We start from the raw sequence: 16,150 nt of genomic DNA, 5'->3' as shown, positions 1-16,150 counted from the left end.
GATGATTACTCCAGGTATTTTATATTTAACAGGTGCTTTACTATTATTTTTACCCTTTCAAGATAAAATCAAATACATCATATCTTTCCTCATTGCTACAGGGGCTCTTATCGTTACTTTTTATTTGATACCTGGTGATCGAATGCAGATGGAGTTTTTCACCCTTACGCTAACTCCTTTTAGCGTAGACAGTATTAGTAAATTAACGGGATTAATTTTTGCTTTCGGTGGCTTAGCTACTGTAATTTATATGATTAAAATATGTTCCCCAGCCAAATTAAGGTTAATATTTGTGTTTATTGGTAGTGCCCTGACCGTGGTTTTTTCCGGTGATCTGTTTACTCTATATGTTTTCTGGGAGTTAATGACGATCAGTTCCTCTTTTCTTATTATAATGACAATTGATCTAACTAAAAAAACGGGGTATTATTATTTCCTAATGCATGTGGCTGGTAGTTTAAGTTTATTATGGGGGATATTTTTACAGTATTCTGCTACAGGTAGTTTATCTTTGCATGCGATAGAGGCTGGAGTCCCCTTTTTTTTAATGGCAATAGCAGTTAAGCTTGCCTTTGTCGGTTTCCATACATGGATGCCATGGGTTTACAGCAAAGCTCCTTTTTATGTTGCAGTAGTTTTGTCGATCTATACGACAAAAGTGGGCGTATATGTAATGGCTCGTGTGGTGTCTGGGATACATATTTTGGCATATGCTGGTCTTATTTCGGCTTTATTTGGAATTGTAATGGCCTTAAGGCAAAACGAGGTTCGTAAATTATTGAGCTATTCGATCATAACCCAGGTTGGCTATATGATTATTGGTATTAGTATTGGTACTGCAGCGGGAATATCAGGTGCTATCTTTCATCTGGTTAATCACATATTATATAAGACTGTATTATTTATGGCAGTGGGATTTGTCATTTATACGACAGGAAAGGATGATTTTAAAAATTTGGGGATCATTCGCCGTAAACTTCCCTTAACTTCAATCGCAACATTGGTAGCTTTTATGGGGATATCTGGAGTTCCCTTTTTTAATGGCTATATGAGTAAAACAATAATTAAAGATGCTTTACACGAACCAATATTAAAATTGGGTTTGGACCTGATGAGTTTTGGGACTTCCCTCATGTTTTTAAAATTTATCTATTATGCATTTTTCAATAAAAGTAATATAAACTTTGCCAAAAAGCCACCCTTCAGCATGCAAATAGGAATGGGATTTTTAACTGTTATGATGCTATTAATTGGTATTCATCCTTATTTGTTAGAAAACTTAACAAATATTCATGTGGATATTCATTATTTCGATATAAAACATGTTGTAAGTGGATTTCAACCCTTTCTGTGGTCAATTGCTGTATTTATTTCATTTAAGAAATTTTTAGTTAAGAGCTATGTGAATCTTCCATATTTTGATATTTATCGTAAAATGGCTAAAATATTTGTAACAACAGGCTATAAGTTAAGTAACTATCATGATGGAAATCTAAACAAATATTTGTTATGGGCAACTAATGCTCTACTAATTCTGTTGTTATTGTTAATGTTTTAATACTCTAACTTGTTTAATCGAATTAGCGCTTTTTATGATCGAATAACCGGAAACTTTGATCGAATAACGGCTTTTTTTGATCGAATCAGTGATCACACTGATTCTATTCACCCCTTTTTTCTCTCATTCAAAAAATTCGCAACTGCTGCTGCATCAGGCATACCACCTTGTGCACCAAAATGAAGAACAGATAATGCTGCAGCTGCATTGGCGTAACTGATTGCTTGTTTGATTTCTTCACCCCTTGCAAGTGCTACCGCTAAAGCCCCATTAAATGTATCACCTGCTCCTGTAGTATCTACTGGGGCAACTGGGAAACCTGGAACAGTTACTTCTTTTTGATCGAGCTTATACCGCACTCCCGCTTCGCCTAATGTTACGATCATCTTATCTTCGTGCTCTTTGATATTTTCAGTGATCGCCAGTGCTTCTGTTTCGTTTGGTGTAACAAAAGAAACATTACGTAGCAACGAATCAGAAAGCAGCTGTGCAGGTGCAGGATTTAGAATAACTGGAATTCCCTCTCGCTTACAATAATCCGCTACATATTCAATCGTCTGAAGTGGTATCTCTAATTGAAGCAACACAATGTCACTTTGCTTTATAATAGATGTGTAACGCGCTACATATTCTGGTGTGACATGGTTATTCGCACCAGGCGTAACCATAATTCTGTTATCATGTTCAGCTAGTAAGATAGTAGCTACACCAGAACTTTCAGCTATTACCGGTTCAACACCTGTTAGGGTAACACCTTGTTTGATTAATTGTTCAATTAATATTTCACCGAAGTGATCATTTCCAACTCGTCCAATAAAATTAACATCTACACCTAGGCGAGCTGCGGCAACTGCTTGATTCGCACCCTTGCCACCAGGAACCATTTTAAAACCTTCCCCTATTAACGTTTCACCTTTTACTGGTATTCGGCTAGTTGTTGTGACCATATCCATATTTATGCTTCCGATTACTGTCACTTTAGGTTTATCCATCGTTATCACTCCAATATTTGCTTCTTTATTATATAGATTACATGACAACTAAGATAGATGCCATCTGTTGTTATTATAACTTACGGTGCGTATAGACACCTTAGAAAGCAGATAAAAAAGAGGGATTACATTTGATTTTGTCGAAATTATTAAAGAAGATAGTATTGGAGGTGATAATTAATGACAATTTTAATGGGTATGGCTGTATATCCACCGGAAGGAAAACCTTATGCTTTAATGGTAGCTGATTCTATGTCTTCTCAGTTGGTTTATAGTTATAATCAACATTCTGGGGAACATGAGGTCTCGGGGACAGAATATAAAGAAAATGTAAAAAAACTTCATAGGTTTAATGATAATTTTATAATAGGCTTTGAAGGAATGTTAGTAGGTGATATCCATCATAAAACAATTGACAGGTTACATGGTTTGATTGATCCAGGTGAAGACCTGAATGCAATTCACAAAAAAGTAGTAGACCTTATTGTAGATACATTTCCTGAAGGGTCTTCTTTAGATGCTCAATATAGTGTGATAATGTGTGGATTTATAGAGGGCATTCCATCTCTCAACCAAACAATATTTCGTAATAATAAAATTATACAGAGTATAATTCAGAAACCAAATAAAGCGAGTTTCAAACCGATATTTGACCCTCAAACAACAGTAGAAATGATAGATCGTTTTAGAAGTAAGGTTTTACAGTATGACTCAAAAAATTTAAGTTTATTTCGCAAAGCGTTAGTGGAACTAGCAAAAGATACATCAAAATTAAGTACTGGAAGCAATGACAAGATAAAGGTTGAGAGATTAAGGTAATGCATTGGCTTTTTTGTTTGAGAAAGGTAATGATCATTAATAGAAAGTTATACAGACGACCTACCAACAAAACAAAAAAGCCATCCTAAGATAGCCTTTTATAATACTTACATTTGTTGATAACATGCAATAAGAAATGCATTATTTAAACCATTATAGTATTCCGATTCTCTTCTAATATGCTCAATTAAACTTGTAGCGATTTTGTTATTGTTAATTGCCGAGCTGTTCTCCCCTAGTACATTAATAAATCCGATATAATGATTCATCTGAGTGTAAATATGTTGAACGGTATAATGAATATTTTCTAGTACTTGATGATTAGCTGGATTACTCGTGCTAATTAATTCACCAAGATTTGTGAAACTTGCATTCATTTGTTTAAAATACTCCATCCACTCTTTTAATCCAGCTTTATATTCAGCTTCCAAACCTTCCGTTACTTCAATCAATAATTTAGAATGATCAATGCTTTGTTCAGTCCAAAAAAGCCCTTCAAATACGATATTAACAGGAAAATTACTTCGATACGTCTGCATCACGCTTCCCCCTCATTAAACAGATAATTTAATATATGGTGATTAGGAAAATGTGTGTATTTAATGCATCATTTGTAATTATATAGAAAAATTAATGCTATAATGGGAAATGAAGGAACTGCTAAACCTTAAGGAGTTGGTAGCTTTTGTTTAATTACGAAAAACAATTTACCAAGTGGAGCAAAACAAGAAAGATGGGTATTTATAAATTCGTCTTAATGTATGGTTTGCTGGTAGCCGGAAGTATTTACTTTATATCGAGTTTATTATTAAGTTATTTCCTTGGCTCTATTAATAACAACACAATCCCACACTATTTATTCGATGCTGTTGCTTGGGCTATTCTTACTGGAATAGGTATTTGGTTCGTCATGGAATGGAACTATAAGAATCATCTTTCAGAAAAAGATGAAAGAGGAAGAAAAACAACTATGGGTAAACGATTGATACTAGTTTTAATTCTGATTGAATTAATCGCTATCCAACTAGTGGACTCTCTTATTTACGGTTTGTTAGACATATGGTTATTTATTTTAGCACTTATTATTCAATTATTATTTTTTATGTTTATCCAAAAAGTTGAAAAAGTAAAAGATTTTATCGTTCACATTGTTTTATTAGTTTCAATCCCAGCTTTATTTATTTACATTTTACCCTCTACTACATATGAAGGTGGCAAGGCTATCGTTCAAAATGAAACTGATGATGAAGTAACTTTTCTATCGACAGACTACAAGCTAGTCCCAACCGCCGGTAAATCGGAATGGTTTATTAAAAAATACAATTATCATTATGAAGTGGAAGGTTCAGGAGAGAAGTTATTTTATATGGTGGATCCAGCTACCGGAAAGTCATATCAACTTGAAGAAGACTTTTTCAGGTACTACCGTTAGGATATGTGAATAACAGATCAACATTAGAAGGCTCAGTTCAAATGGAACTTAGCCTTTTTTTATGTGATTCAGACATGAAACGGTTTAGCACATTACTCATCTTCTTTTTTGTTCGTCGACTGCCTTAGGCTTTTTATGTTCTTTTTTAATATCCTCATTCATTAGCAAAGTTGAGGCACTTAAGTTATTATTTAATGCTGCTTCTTCATTTAATTTTTCTTTTTTAGCCACGTTTGTTCCCTCCAGTTATTATAGGATGATTCCCTTAATATACCCGTCTCTTTTGATAAAATGTATGCTCACAGATACCTTGGATTATGCGGTTTGATCGAATAATCAAGATTTTTGATCGAATTACAGCTTTTTTTGATCGAATCCCACTGAATCTCACCGATCATCACGATTAAATTCGCAATTCAAACATAAAAAGGGCATTACAGAAGTCAACACTCCTGTAATGCCCTCGCTTCTTAACCTATCTTAATAAGCGCCAAAGCCACCTACATAAGAAGTTCCTACAATGATTAGAAGGATGAACAATACAACGATTAATGCAAATCCTCCACCATAACCGTATCCTGCACTCATCAATTTAGCCTCCTTTTAATTGGTATAATACTACTGTATTAATTTAAAGCTAAATTGGAAGGGCGTTTGTCACGGCTTAACGATTTTTTATTGTATTTTTTCAATTCCCATTTCATCGAGCTTCTCCCATAACGGTTCCAATGATTTTTCTCTATCTAAATAAAAATCACTGCCTCGGATTCTCCAAAAAGTCCAGCCTACACGTTCTAAGACGCGCTGTCTATCCATATCTTCTTTCCATTTTTCTAGGCCGTGCCAGTGGTCACCATCGCATTCGATCGCAAGTCGATTGCGCATGCCCTCGACAACAAGGTCAATTTTTTTACCGACTGTTCCGACATGAACTTGGGGAACAACGCGATATCCTTTTGCTTTAATGATTCCGTAAATATCTTCTTCTAATTTGGAATCAAAATTTTCGTCAACAATACCTATTTCGTCTTGTGCTCGAACTGGATTCTGGCAATATTTTAATAACTTGTACCTTGCACCTTCTGGATTTAAATCAGCTAAATCAACAGAATGGAACAGAATCATTTGATCTCGTGCTCTGCTTGCAGCTACATTAAACCGTTGGTAAGCAGAGCGAGATGTCATCACACCAATTCGGACATTTGGTGCCGCAACAAGTGACAGGTACATCACGTCACGTTCATCACCTTGGAAGGAATAAGCGTCACCACATAATAATTTTCGCTTCACCATCTCTTCTTCTCCAATTGTATCGCGCAGTTTGCCCTCAATCAATTTTGCTTGATCGTGTCCTTGTAACGAAATAACACCCATCGTTTTATCAAGATAGCGTGGATCTGCACATGCTTTTGCGATTGCCGCTACTATCGCTTCCGCTTCTGGTTCATTAATAGCTTTTTTTGTCTTTTCATTTCTGTGTCCACCTTCAACACGAGCAGCGCTAACTGGTGGATCTAACGCACCTTTACCAAGTGGCAGACGTAATGGATCAATCATACCGTCATACATAAAGTCATTTGAGAACTGAATAATTTCTGGTACAGATCTGAAATGTTCTTTTAAAATAATTTTGCTATCAAATACGCGACTTGCGGTATCATATAGACTTGTCCGCATTTCAAACTGTAGCTTATTTGGAACATCGGATAAATACCTTTCGATTAGTTCGTGTACCTCACCAATGTCAGTTCCAACACTCTCGGGACTGATTTGATTATCGTCCCCAACAATCACTGCTTTTTTCCCGCGTAAAAGCGCACTTAAGGAAAACAGATTACTTTGTGAACTTTCATCAACAATCACAACATCAAACTGATCCTCTATTAATGCTAAGTTCTCAATCACACTTTTAATCGGCATGATCCAGACAGGGATAGCTCCACGCGCTGTTGCCATTTCCTTGCTCGCTTCTTTTCGGTATATGTCGGTGTATTTACCTGTACCTTTTCCAATACGCTGGATTGCCTTCGTCCATGCAAAAAGGCTTCTTTTTTGTTCAGTAGTTGTGCGCTCGATTTGTGCTTTCCACGTTGAAGTAGCGACAAGTTCTTTGATTAATCGTATTTCTTTCTTTTTTTCTAGTTGTAAGTTTTCTTCAATCTCTTCAAGAGACGGCCTGTTATGCACTTCTTCCACCCACGCCGAAAGCTGTTGCCACTTCCATGCTTCTTTTAGATGGAGTGGTGGAGTTACTACTTTTCCTTGTCCACCTTGTTGCTCTAGTTCTTCTACCCAAACTGGCGCAACTGCCTGCAGTCTTTTCTTTAGCTCTTGAAAATGTGCAAAACGAGCTGCGGCATTTTCAAGGCGCTTCAGTTCATTCCAAGCAACTTTCCATTTCGCAGGATCCTTCTCTCGATTCGCTACTATTAATTGATCAAGTAAAGGGTGCGCATTTGCATTCAAACTCTCTTTATATAAATACTCCATTGTTTGTTGAAAAATTTGCTTTGCTTCGTCTCGTTTTTGTTGTGCAAGAATAGCAGTTAACCCCTGCTCTAATAAGGTAAACCAGTCAAGTGAATCCCAAACAGGCTCTTTCGGGATGCCAACCTCGTCACGAATTGGATTAATTTTTTCGATAACATCTCGATCCCACGTAAGAATTTTCTCCATATCATCTAACAAAAGTTTCACTGTAATAGATAAGCGATTTTGAATTTCTTCCACCAATGGTCCTTGGTATTCTTGCATCGTTCGGTTCCATTTTAAAACGAGCTTTTGGATCAGTACGTTTTTTTCTAAATATTTTCGGATCTTTACTACATCTTCTTTGTGACGAATTGGAAGCCCATTAATCGTACACGTTTCAAAAATATAATTATATTTACGTCCGACAATGTTTTGAAACAGCCAACCTATTGACTTATCCTCTGCTAATCTAGCTTCAATTGCTTGTAGGTCTTCTATTAATAGATTGGTATTTTGATCGGTCGCAACAGAAATCTCATCTTCTATTAATTCCTTCGTAAGCGACTCAATCGTCTCAACACGATCATAGGTTTCTTGGTAAAAATCAGTCCAAACACCTAGACGTGTCGGATCTGTCACTAATTCATGTAACAGTAATTTCTGCCATGGTGCTTCTCGAATATGGTTTAACTTTTCCATTATTTCTATAGTAAGATCACGTTTTTCTTCAATCGAAAATGTAAACTTAAGACCGTTTAATTTCCAATCAATGATATACTTTTCCATCTCAATTGCTTTTTGTTCAACCGCAGCAAAATCAGTTGCAGCACGTTCGAAAACTGGTGGTTCTACTAATTCGTTTGTTCTAGGGCGATACATAGCAAAAGACGCTCGCTCTTCTGTTGTGATTTCTCCTAGTAATTGAAAGAACGTTTTATTTTCTTGTTCTGAAAGTGGGTATGGGTCAGAAAGTGTGACCACGTCAGGCAAGCCGTTATATGCTTGATGCTCTATTAACCATTTGGATGCCTCCAATGGGGTGTATACTTCTGCACCTATTTCGACTTTCTCATTCTCTTTTTCTGCAATTTTATTAATTAAGTCATCCCAATTTGCAATTTTCTCTTTTGTTGTTTCCATTTCTTTCGTTAAATCTCGAACATTTTTATCTAAAATTTCTGGTTGCTTATTGTCCAGACTATCTGCAATATGTTTGATAGAATCCTCAATCTCTTGGACAGACCGCGCATCACCACCAAGTACACTCACACATAACGCTCTGATTTGCTCTGGAATCTTATCTCGGATTACTTGTAAAGCCCGTTCTTTTTCACTTGTCACAAGTACACGTTTCCCATGAGCCAGCAAATGACTGATGAGGTTCGCAATCGTGTGACTTTTCCCTGTTCCAGGTGGCCCTTGAACCAGAACACCATCATGCTCCGCGAGTTTTTTGGCAATCAACCGTTGCTCGTTATTTGTTTCTAATGGAAACAATAGATTACCACCCACTGCCTCCCACTCTTTCTTTTTCTCTGCCGCGTGCTCTAGATCGATTTCTTGATCATAAGTAGTTAATTGCTTAATTATATTCGGTACTGGATAGCCGTTTTTAATTTTTTCAATAGCGGTATTTAATTCATTTAACCAAAGGCTTGTCCCGCTTTTCCGTAAAATAATTGCCGGACTATAAGTGATCACAGGCTCCTCGTTTACGTCAGTTGGTCGCCCAATATCATTACTGTATGTTCCATTCGCACTGAACGTATGTACCAGTTCTTCCAATAACGGCCCAACAGCTTGCTCGTTCCATAAATCCAGGTCGGGATCTGTTAATTGGGAATCCATCTCCATGATTTCTGTCAGATTTGGAATGGGCAGGTTTAAAAGCATATCTGTTTCCATTTGTTTTCCTTTGCTTGTTGGAACAAGCGCAAATATGCCTCTCTTCGCCCTAAATTGCAGTTCCATTTTTGTCACTAACAAATGGCGCTGGATGGCTTCTGTTTCAAACTCCCAATTCAGCAGCCCATGTCCCCAGGTCATTTCTAAATCATCACCATCGCGTTGGATTTGTTGGTAAATCGTAAACAGCTGGTCATATAGCGATTGAATTGCTAATTTAGTAGTTGCTTCCTCTGACCATGGCTTCCATTTCTTTTCTAACCAATCCTTGTAGACTTTAAGACGCTCTTGATCATCTTGTAATTTTTCATCTGTTTGTGAAACGCGTTTCGGTAGTTTGGTTGGATCTTCCCAATCCTCAATCCATTCCTTTACCAGAACAGGAGGCTTAGGTGCTGCAGGTATTTTTTGTTTATGTACTTCTAACCACGCCGTTTCTATCGTACCAGTACCATATAAGAAGCACCCTTGTCTATTGGGCAAGTCTTTTTGCCACCATACTTTTTCATACGCTGAAATACTACGGGGGATTTTTTCATTTAAATTCTTCACTGCAAGCAAATATTCAAAAATACGTGCAATGGCTGTTTGATCTGACATGGTATCCCGTCCTTGGACTCTATTTTATCTATCATGCAATATTGTTAGATTCATAACCTATCACCCTTCATATTTTAACATATATATATTTCTTAGTGTTTAATCGAACAATCGGAATTTTTGATCGAATTACGCAAAAGTTTGATCGAATCACAGGTCAATTTGAATAAAATCACCGTTCGACAAAACTAGCTCTTAGACGCTATGTCACTATCTATCCATTTTTGCTAGAATAGTATTAAACATACTATTCACGGTCGAAACGTACCCTGATCAATTGAATAAACTAACTAATCTATTATAAAAGGAAGGAAATTGATATGATCACAACTAAAGATAAGACATTATTAACAGATGCGATAGAAGGTGCGAAGTCTATTCGCGCGCAACAAGATAAAAAAAATGAGCAACACTTGTTTCAAGCGATTGAGGATTTACAAGCTCCACTTACTGTTCATTTAAACAGGTTAACAAAACAACAAATGGACAAGATTCGTAAAAAACTTAACCTAAAAGGAATTAGCTCCTTAAATAAAGCAGCACTTGCTAAAGAGCTTGAACGACTAATTCCAGAAAACATCGAAAAATTTTTCAACATTATAGACCAAGAAAGATATGAACTTGTTACATCAATTTGTGAGAATAACGGGATTGCACTTGCAGATGACGTCCCACTATCAAAAGTGGAAGCATTAATGGAATTCGGTGTTATTTACCTTGGTATATATGATAAACAAAAAATCTTAACGATCCCAACTGATTTAATCGAACTTTTCAAGCAACAAGATCACGATCGCATCGAGGCAATTGTTCAACGTAATCAAGAATGGATTCAGCTTACAAACGGTATGCTTTATTACTATGGTGTCTTAGAAGAAGTATCAATAGTATCTAAAATAGAAGCGATTTTAAAGCAGGATATCAATTCGCATGACTATTTCAATGTCATTGGTGAAGCAAGTGCTTACGGCCAGATAAAGCCTAACGTATTTGGATTTAGTGATGAACGCGTTGTCGATCCGCATAAAATACTTGCCGAACATGCTAAAAGGCCGAGTGTTCCCTTTTATCCTTTTACAAAGGAGCAACTCTTAAAAGCTGGTGAGCCAGGCTATGTTGATAGAACGCCTGCTATGAAAAAATTTATCCAATTCCTAATTAAACAGCATGACCTAGATGAACAATTTGCTGATGAAATAGCATACCAGTTTACGAATATGATTAATGCAGAAACCTCTCCTTCTGTAATGATGCAATATCTGCAGAGTTCAATTGAAATTTCCTCTTTTGAATCGCAGCAGCAAATAGCAGATGAGATTATGACATTATCTAATAATACACGTATGTGGACATTAAAAGGACACATGCCTCGTGATCTATCTCAAAATCGTCCCGCTGTAAAAGCAAAAAATAATGTAGCAGACATTAGAAGCCGTAAGAAAATTGGTCGTAATCAACCTTGTCCATGTGGGAGCGGAAAAAAATACAAAAAGTGTTGTTTGAAATAACCAAATTAAATTTTGATTAGCTATTTGATCAATACCTATTTAATACATTACGGAACAAGGCTCTATTGCCTTGTTCCTATTTTTTGGTCTCCCTTCATTTGAAATATTCTAAATATTTTTGTTTAGAAACTCTTGACTTGAGAATGATTATCAGTATAATTTAAATGAGAATCATTTTCAATATAAAGCATACATAAAGGGAGAGAATTAAATGAAAAGAAACAGACATCTTTTAGTTATTAGCCTGTTACTAACATTTTTGCTTATTGCAACAGGATGTGCGAATGATGAAACAAAATCAGAAACAGACGACAGCAAAGAAGTGAATTTATACACAAGTCGCCATTATGAAACAGATGATGTACTTTTCGATAAATTTACTGAAGACACTGGTATTGATGTAAATATTATCAAAGGCGAATCTGATGAATTGATCGAACGAATTTCTCGTGAGGGAGAAGCAACTGAAGCTGATTTATTCTTTACAGCTGATGCTGGTCGTCTTCACCGAGCAAAGACAGATGACTTACTTCAATCTGTAGAAAGTGATACGATCAATGAAAATATTCCAGAGAATCTTCGTGATAAAGATAACCAGTGGTTTGGACTTACGAAGCGTGCACGTGCAATTGTCTATGCAACTGATCGTGTTGACCCTTCAGAACTTTCCACTTATGAGGCACTAACCGATGAAAAATGGAATGAAAAAGTTTTAATTCGTTCTTCTTCAAACATATACAACCAATCATTACTAGCTTCTTTAATCGAGTTAAATGGGAAAGAACAAGCAAAGGTTTGGGCAAAAGGGATTGTAGAAAATATGGCACGTGAACCACAAGGTGGCGATAGAGATCAAGCAAAAGCAATTGCTGCTGGAATTGGTGACTTGGCTGTAATAAATACGTATTACTTTGGCAATATGTTAAACTCTGAAGACCCTGAAGAAGTGAAAGTAGCAGAAAACTTATCTATTTTCTTCCCAAATCAGGACACAACTGGTACACATATTAATGTTAGTGGTCTAGGTGTCACTAAACATGCAAAAAATAAAGAAAATGCAATTAAATTAATTGAATTTCTATCTAGTGAAGAAGCACAAGGCCAATTCGCAGAAACGAACTATGAGTATCCAGTAAATCCAGAAGTTGAACCTTCAGAGTTATTAAAATCTTGGGGAGAATTCAAGGAGCAAGATATTAATTTAACAATCCTTGGTGAAAATAACCCAGACGCTGTGATGATTTTTAACGAAGTGGATTGGAAATAATTAATAGAATGTCGTATCATTACTTGATGCGACATTTTATTTTTAAAAAAACTTTTAAACATAACCATTCAAATTTATAATTGCATCTAGTTAGGACGTGTCAACGGTGCGAATCATAAGAAATATCTCTATTCATCTAAATATCTGGTCCATCCTTAGTATTCTATTTGTTATTCTAATCTTATCACCTAATCTATCTATTATTTTACAATTCTTCTCAGAACCAAATGAAAACTGGGAACATATTAAACAATATATGTTGAAAAAATATATTATAAATACGCTAATTCTTGTGGTATTTACTGGTCTTTTTACAACTTTAATTGGGGTTAGTCTAGCTTGGATAGTCACGGCTTATGATTTTCCATTTAAAAGGTTTTTGAAATGGGGATTAATGCTTCCTCTTGCAATACCACCTTATATTGGCGCATATACCTATCATGGAATCTTGAACTACACTGGTTTGATTCAATCCACTCTCAGAAATTCGTTTGATATAAGCGTAAATCAAAGATATTTTGACATCATGAACATGCCTGGGGCTATTTTTATCTTTACGCTATTTCTTTTTCCGTATGTGTACACGATCACCAGAGCTTTTTTGGAAAAACAATCGGCATCTATGATTGAGAATGCTAGGATCCTTGGCAGTAACGGCTGGCGTATTTTCTTTCGAATTGTCCTTCCGATATCAAGAGTTGCGATTGTTGGTGGCGTTAGTTTAGTTATCTTAGAACTACTAAATGACTACGGTGTTGTAAAATATTTTGGAATTCAAACTTTTAGTACAGCCATTTTCCAAACTTGGTTTGGTTTAGGAGATTTGACGTCTGCAATTAAATTGGCCGGGACCTTGATGCTTTTAGTACTAATTATTTTGTTACTTGAAAAAATAATTAGAGGTAGAAGGAAATATAGTTATGCATCTTCGAAAATCAGACCTTTGCAACCTAATCATTTAAAAGGTTGGAAAGCAAGCATAACCACAATCTATTGCTTTGGCATTTTTAGTTTTGCATTTTTATTTCCTGTTATCCAGCTTATCCTTTGGATGTTTATGACTTATGAAAAGGTCTTGAGTAAAGAGTTTTACAGTTTAATAGGTAATTCCATTCTTGTAGCTAGTGTCTCTGCACTGTTAATTGTTATCATTGCTTTGGTAATTGGCAATTTCACGCGATTAAATAACAGCATTTTCGCCAAAATAGCTTCAAAGATTACCATTTTAGGGTACTCGATTCCTGGTGCGGTAATTGCAATCGGTGTACTTACTTTGTTTCTTGACTTGGATAAAGCTTTATTTGGCTTCTACGCCCGACTCGGAATGTCTCCAACTTTACTTTTAAGTACTAGTTTAGTAATGCTGTCTTTCGCTTATGTGATTCGCTTTTTAGCGATTGGTTATAATTCAATTGAAGCAGGATTTGAAAAGGTAGGTAAAAATTTCACAGAAGCATCCCGAACGTTAGGCATGAGTGTAACAAAGACATTTTTCAAGGTAGATCTAAAGCTTATCAGAGGGGCTGTAGTCGGTGGTTTTATTCTCGCTTGGATAGAAATTATCAAGGAATTACCATTAACCTTACTATTAAGACCTTTTAATTTTGAAACTTTAGCAACCAAAGCTTTTCAATATGCAAGTGATGAAAAAATCCATGAAGCAGCCATACCGTCTTTATTCATTATTAGTATTAGCGCATTACTAATCTTCTTCTTTTACAAAATTCTTGATAAGGAGCCAAGCTAATGTACATTCAAATTGAGGATTTATGTTTCTACTATAAAAATGCTAAAAGTCCAACAATCAAAAACTTTTCAACTGTTATTGAGAAGGGAGAGATTGTTTCTATTTTAGGTGAAAGTGGTAGCGGGAAGAGTACGATCCTACGTTTAATCGCTGGTTTGGAACTTCCTTCCAAAGGATCGATTAAGGTTAACAATAAGGTTATTGTGGATAATTCACAATTCATTTTACCTGAACAGCGCGGGATTGGTATGGTATTCCAAGACTATGCACTTTTCCCTCATATGACGGTAGCTGAAAATGTTACATTTGGCTTACTAAATAAAAATCGCAAGCAAAAACGAGAGCGTCTGGAAGAAGTATTAGACTTGGTAAATTTAACAGAATATCACAAAAGGTATCCCTATGAATTAAGTGGTGGTCAACAGCAAAGAGTTGCTCTAGCTAGAGCGTTAGCTCCTAACCCATCATTACTATTATTCGATGAGCCGTTTAGTAATTTAGATGCTAATTTGCATTACAAAATCAGAGAAGAGTTAAGAAAGATATTAAAAAAAACCGGGATTACATCTATATTTGTTACCCACGATCAAAATGATGCACGCGCAATAGCTGATAATATGATTTATTTACAAGAAGGTAAAATTGAAAAATCAGGAAAACCTTGTGATATGCTCGCTTCTGTTAATGAGTTATAACAGCACCTCATGAATCTGTCGAAGTAATTCAATTTGGAGCAACAACTAGTAAAGATACAAAGAAAAGAGCATTAAATCACAAAGCGATTTAATGCTCTTTCTTCTAACTATTGAAATTTGGAGACGGGCTTTTTTTAGCTAGTTTAAACCCACATTTGGATATGTTTTCAAATGGTCATAAGAGATTAATTCACCATCTGAGTTTACCACAATTAGATCTTCTCCATAGGTTATATGTGCACGATAAAAAGGTTTTACTTTTAACGTGATTTCATATTCCCCGCCTACTCCATAAAGCTGATTTATCTTTAAGATCTCCGTATCATAGGAAATCCACATTAGACCTTCTGGAGCATCTTTATCATCGCTATATATTTCAGTTATTGCTTTATCTATTGGGTCTCTCAAGCTATTAATTAATGCATATTTGAGTGTATCGCATAACTCAGTATCAGCTTCATTAATTGTTTTTGACTGAACTGGTGTATGATGGCTCACAAAAATTATTACTAATACAAGGATCACCGCTGCTTTTTTCATAATATATCACCTCAGTTTAGTTTTTGTAACTACTCAGGTTTATTATCCTTCCACTGTTGAATACATATACGTAAAAAAAACCGGGTAAACCCATCCCGGTCCTTTACAACATTAAAATAAGCAGGATTTACTTGAGTTACTATTCTTTCAGAAAATTTGTTATCTTTCGATGCTCGAATGACGCTACGGAAACAAATGGGCTCCCTTTCTGCAGGCACGGCTTCAACTAACTCAGCAAAGCAAAAGACGCTTTACTGAGTGGATTTTCAGCCCGTGCTGTTCCTGCTAGAGTGTCACCCATTTGTTACCTTCGCTTATATAGCGCATAATTGTTTGCTTTCACCAAATCTTGTACGTATTGAAAAGTTATATCAATGAAGTTTTTGAATTTCTACTAAAAATTAGAAAATAAACTGCCTTTTACACAGGATGATGAACACAGGCGGAGGAAATACACGGAGACTCCTTGGGGAACAGCACAAACCGAAATCGAGTAGGAGGGGCTTCACAGCCCCGACCTCTCACACCACCGTACGTACGGATCCGTATACGGCGGTTCAACCTTTTGAGTATCTTATCTGGTAGAGGATGTTCATATCCTTAAGTCCCCATTTC

The 16,150-nt window shown here is 36.0% G+C and carries 13 protein-coding genes; 7 read left to right on the top strand and 6 right to left on the bottom strand.

Annotated elements, in window-relative coordinates; translation table 11 throughout:
- The first annotated feature begins 1 nt into the window (after position 1).
- Complete coding sequence (locus D2K40_RS14595) at positions 2–1,558, top strand: proton-conducting transporter transmembrane domain-containing protein (protein WP_117157078.1); 1,557 nt, start codon at positions 2–4, stop codon at positions 1,556–1,558.
- A gap of 107 nt (positions 1,559–1,665) precedes the next feature.
- On the opposite strand, the gene rbsK is transcribed toward D2K40_RS14595, so the two are convergent.
- Complete coding sequence (gene rbsK / locus D2K40_RS14590; protein ID WP_117157077.1) at positions 1,666–2,550, bottom strand: ribokinase; 885 nt, start codon at positions 2,548–2,550, stop codon at positions 1,666–1,668.
- 180 nt (positions 2,551–2,730) lie between these two features.
- Between rbsK and D2K40_RS14585 the strand changes: the two genes are divergently transcribed.
- Entirely contained in the window at positions 2,731–3,369 is a 639-nt protein-coding gene (locus D2K40_RS14585; RefSeq protein WP_117157076.1) for a hypothetical protein, read from the top strand.
- A gap of 107 nt (positions 3,370–3,476) precedes the next feature.
- On the opposite strand, the gene D2K40_RS14580 is transcribed toward D2K40_RS14585, so the two are convergent.
- Complete coding sequence (locus tag D2K40_RS14580) at positions 3,477–3,908, bottom strand: DUF2935 domain-containing protein (protein WP_117157075.1); 432 nt, start codon at positions 3,906–3,908, stop codon at positions 3,477–3,479.
- A 146-nt stretch (positions 3,909–4,054) separates the two neighbouring features.
- On the opposite strand from D2K40_RS14580, the gene D2K40_RS14575 reads away from it, so the two are divergent.
- Entirely contained in the window at positions 4,055–4,801 is a 747-nt protein-coding gene (locus D2K40_RS14575; RefSeq protein ID WP_117157074.1) for a hypothetical protein, read from the top strand.
- Between the two features lie 96 nt (positions 4,802–4,897).
- On the opposite strand, the gene D2K40_RS16730 is transcribed toward D2K40_RS14575, so the two are convergent.
- The 3 genes from D2K40_RS16730 to D2K40_RS14565 all read right to left on the bottom strand — a co-directional run bounded on the left by D2K40_RS16730 (position 4,898) and on the right by D2K40_RS14565 (position 9,778).
- Positions 4,898–5,032 (bottom strand): hypothetical protein, encoded by a 135-nt coding sequence (locus D2K40_RS16730; RefSeq protein ID WP_268237334.1) that lies wholly within the window; start codon positions 5,030–5,032, stop codon positions 4,898–4,900.
- 249 nt (positions 5,033–5,281) lie between these two features.
- Positions 5,282–5,389 carry a YjcZ family sporulation protein gene (locus D2K40_RS14570; RefSeq protein WP_117157073.1) on the bottom strand — a complete coding sequence of 36 codons (108 nt, stop codon included), beginning with the start codon at positions 5,387–5,389 and terminating at the stop codon, positions 5,282–5,284.
- Positions 5,390–5,476: 87 nt separating this feature from the next.
- Complete coding sequence (locus D2K40_RS14565; protein ID WP_117157072.1) at positions 5,477–9,778, bottom strand: AAA domain-containing protein; 4,302 nt, start codon at positions 9,776–9,778, stop codon at positions 5,477–5,479.
- A gap of 320 nt (positions 9,779–10,098) precedes the next feature.
- On the opposite strand from D2K40_RS14565, the gene D2K40_RS14560 reads away from it, so the two are divergent.
- The 4 genes from D2K40_RS14560 (at position 10,099) to D2K40_RS14545 (ending at position 14,995) form a co-directional block, all read left to right on the top strand.
- Positions 10,099–11,286 (top strand): YecA family protein, encoded by a 1,188-nt coding sequence (locus D2K40_RS14560; protein WP_117157071.1) that lies wholly within the window; start codon positions 10,099–10,101, stop codon positions 11,284–11,286.
- Positions 11,287–11,497: 211 nt separating this feature from the next.
- Positions 11,498–12,553, top strand: coding sequence for a Fe(3+) ABC transporter substrate-binding protein (locus D2K40_RS14555; RefSeq protein WP_117157070.1), 1,056 nt, complete (start codon positions 11,498–11,500; stop codon positions 12,551–12,553).
- A 106-nt stretch (positions 12,554–12,659) separates the two neighbouring features.
- Positions 12,660–14,300 carry an ABC transporter permease gene (locus tag D2K40_RS14550; protein WP_117157069.1) on the top strand — a complete coding sequence of 547 codons (1,641 nt, stop codon included), beginning with the start codon at positions 12,660–12,662 and terminating at the stop codon, positions 14,298–14,300.
- The gene (locus D2K40_RS14545; protein ID WP_117157068.1) at positions 14,300–14,995 is read left to right on the top strand and encodes an ABC transporter ATP-binding protein; all 696 of its coding nucleotides are present in this window, start codon (positions 14,300–14,302) and stop codon (positions 14,993–14,995) included. The genes D2K40_RS14550 and D2K40_RS14545 overlap by 1 nt, the downstream gene beginning before the upstream one ends.
- A 138-nt stretch (positions 14,996–15,133) precedes the next feature.
- Here the strand turns inward: D2K40_RS14545 and D2K40_RS14540 are convergent, their stop codons facing one another.
- The gene (locus D2K40_RS14540) at positions 15,134–15,535 is read right to left on the bottom strand and encodes a DUF3888 domain-containing protein (RefSeq protein ID WP_117157067.1); all 402 of its coding nucleotides are present in this window, start codon (positions 15,533–15,535) and stop codon (positions 15,134–15,136) included.
- Between the last annotated feature and the right edge of the window lie 615 nt (positions 15,536–16,150).

This window comes from Paraliobacillus quinghaiensis (assembly GCF_003426025.1).
Classification (GTDB): Bacteria; Bacillota; Bacilli; order Bacillales; family Amphibacillaceae; genus Paraliobacillus_A; species Paraliobacillus_A quinghaiensis.
Note: the sequence above shows the minus strand (reverse complement) of the source record. Positions and strands in the feature narration are given on the sequence as shown.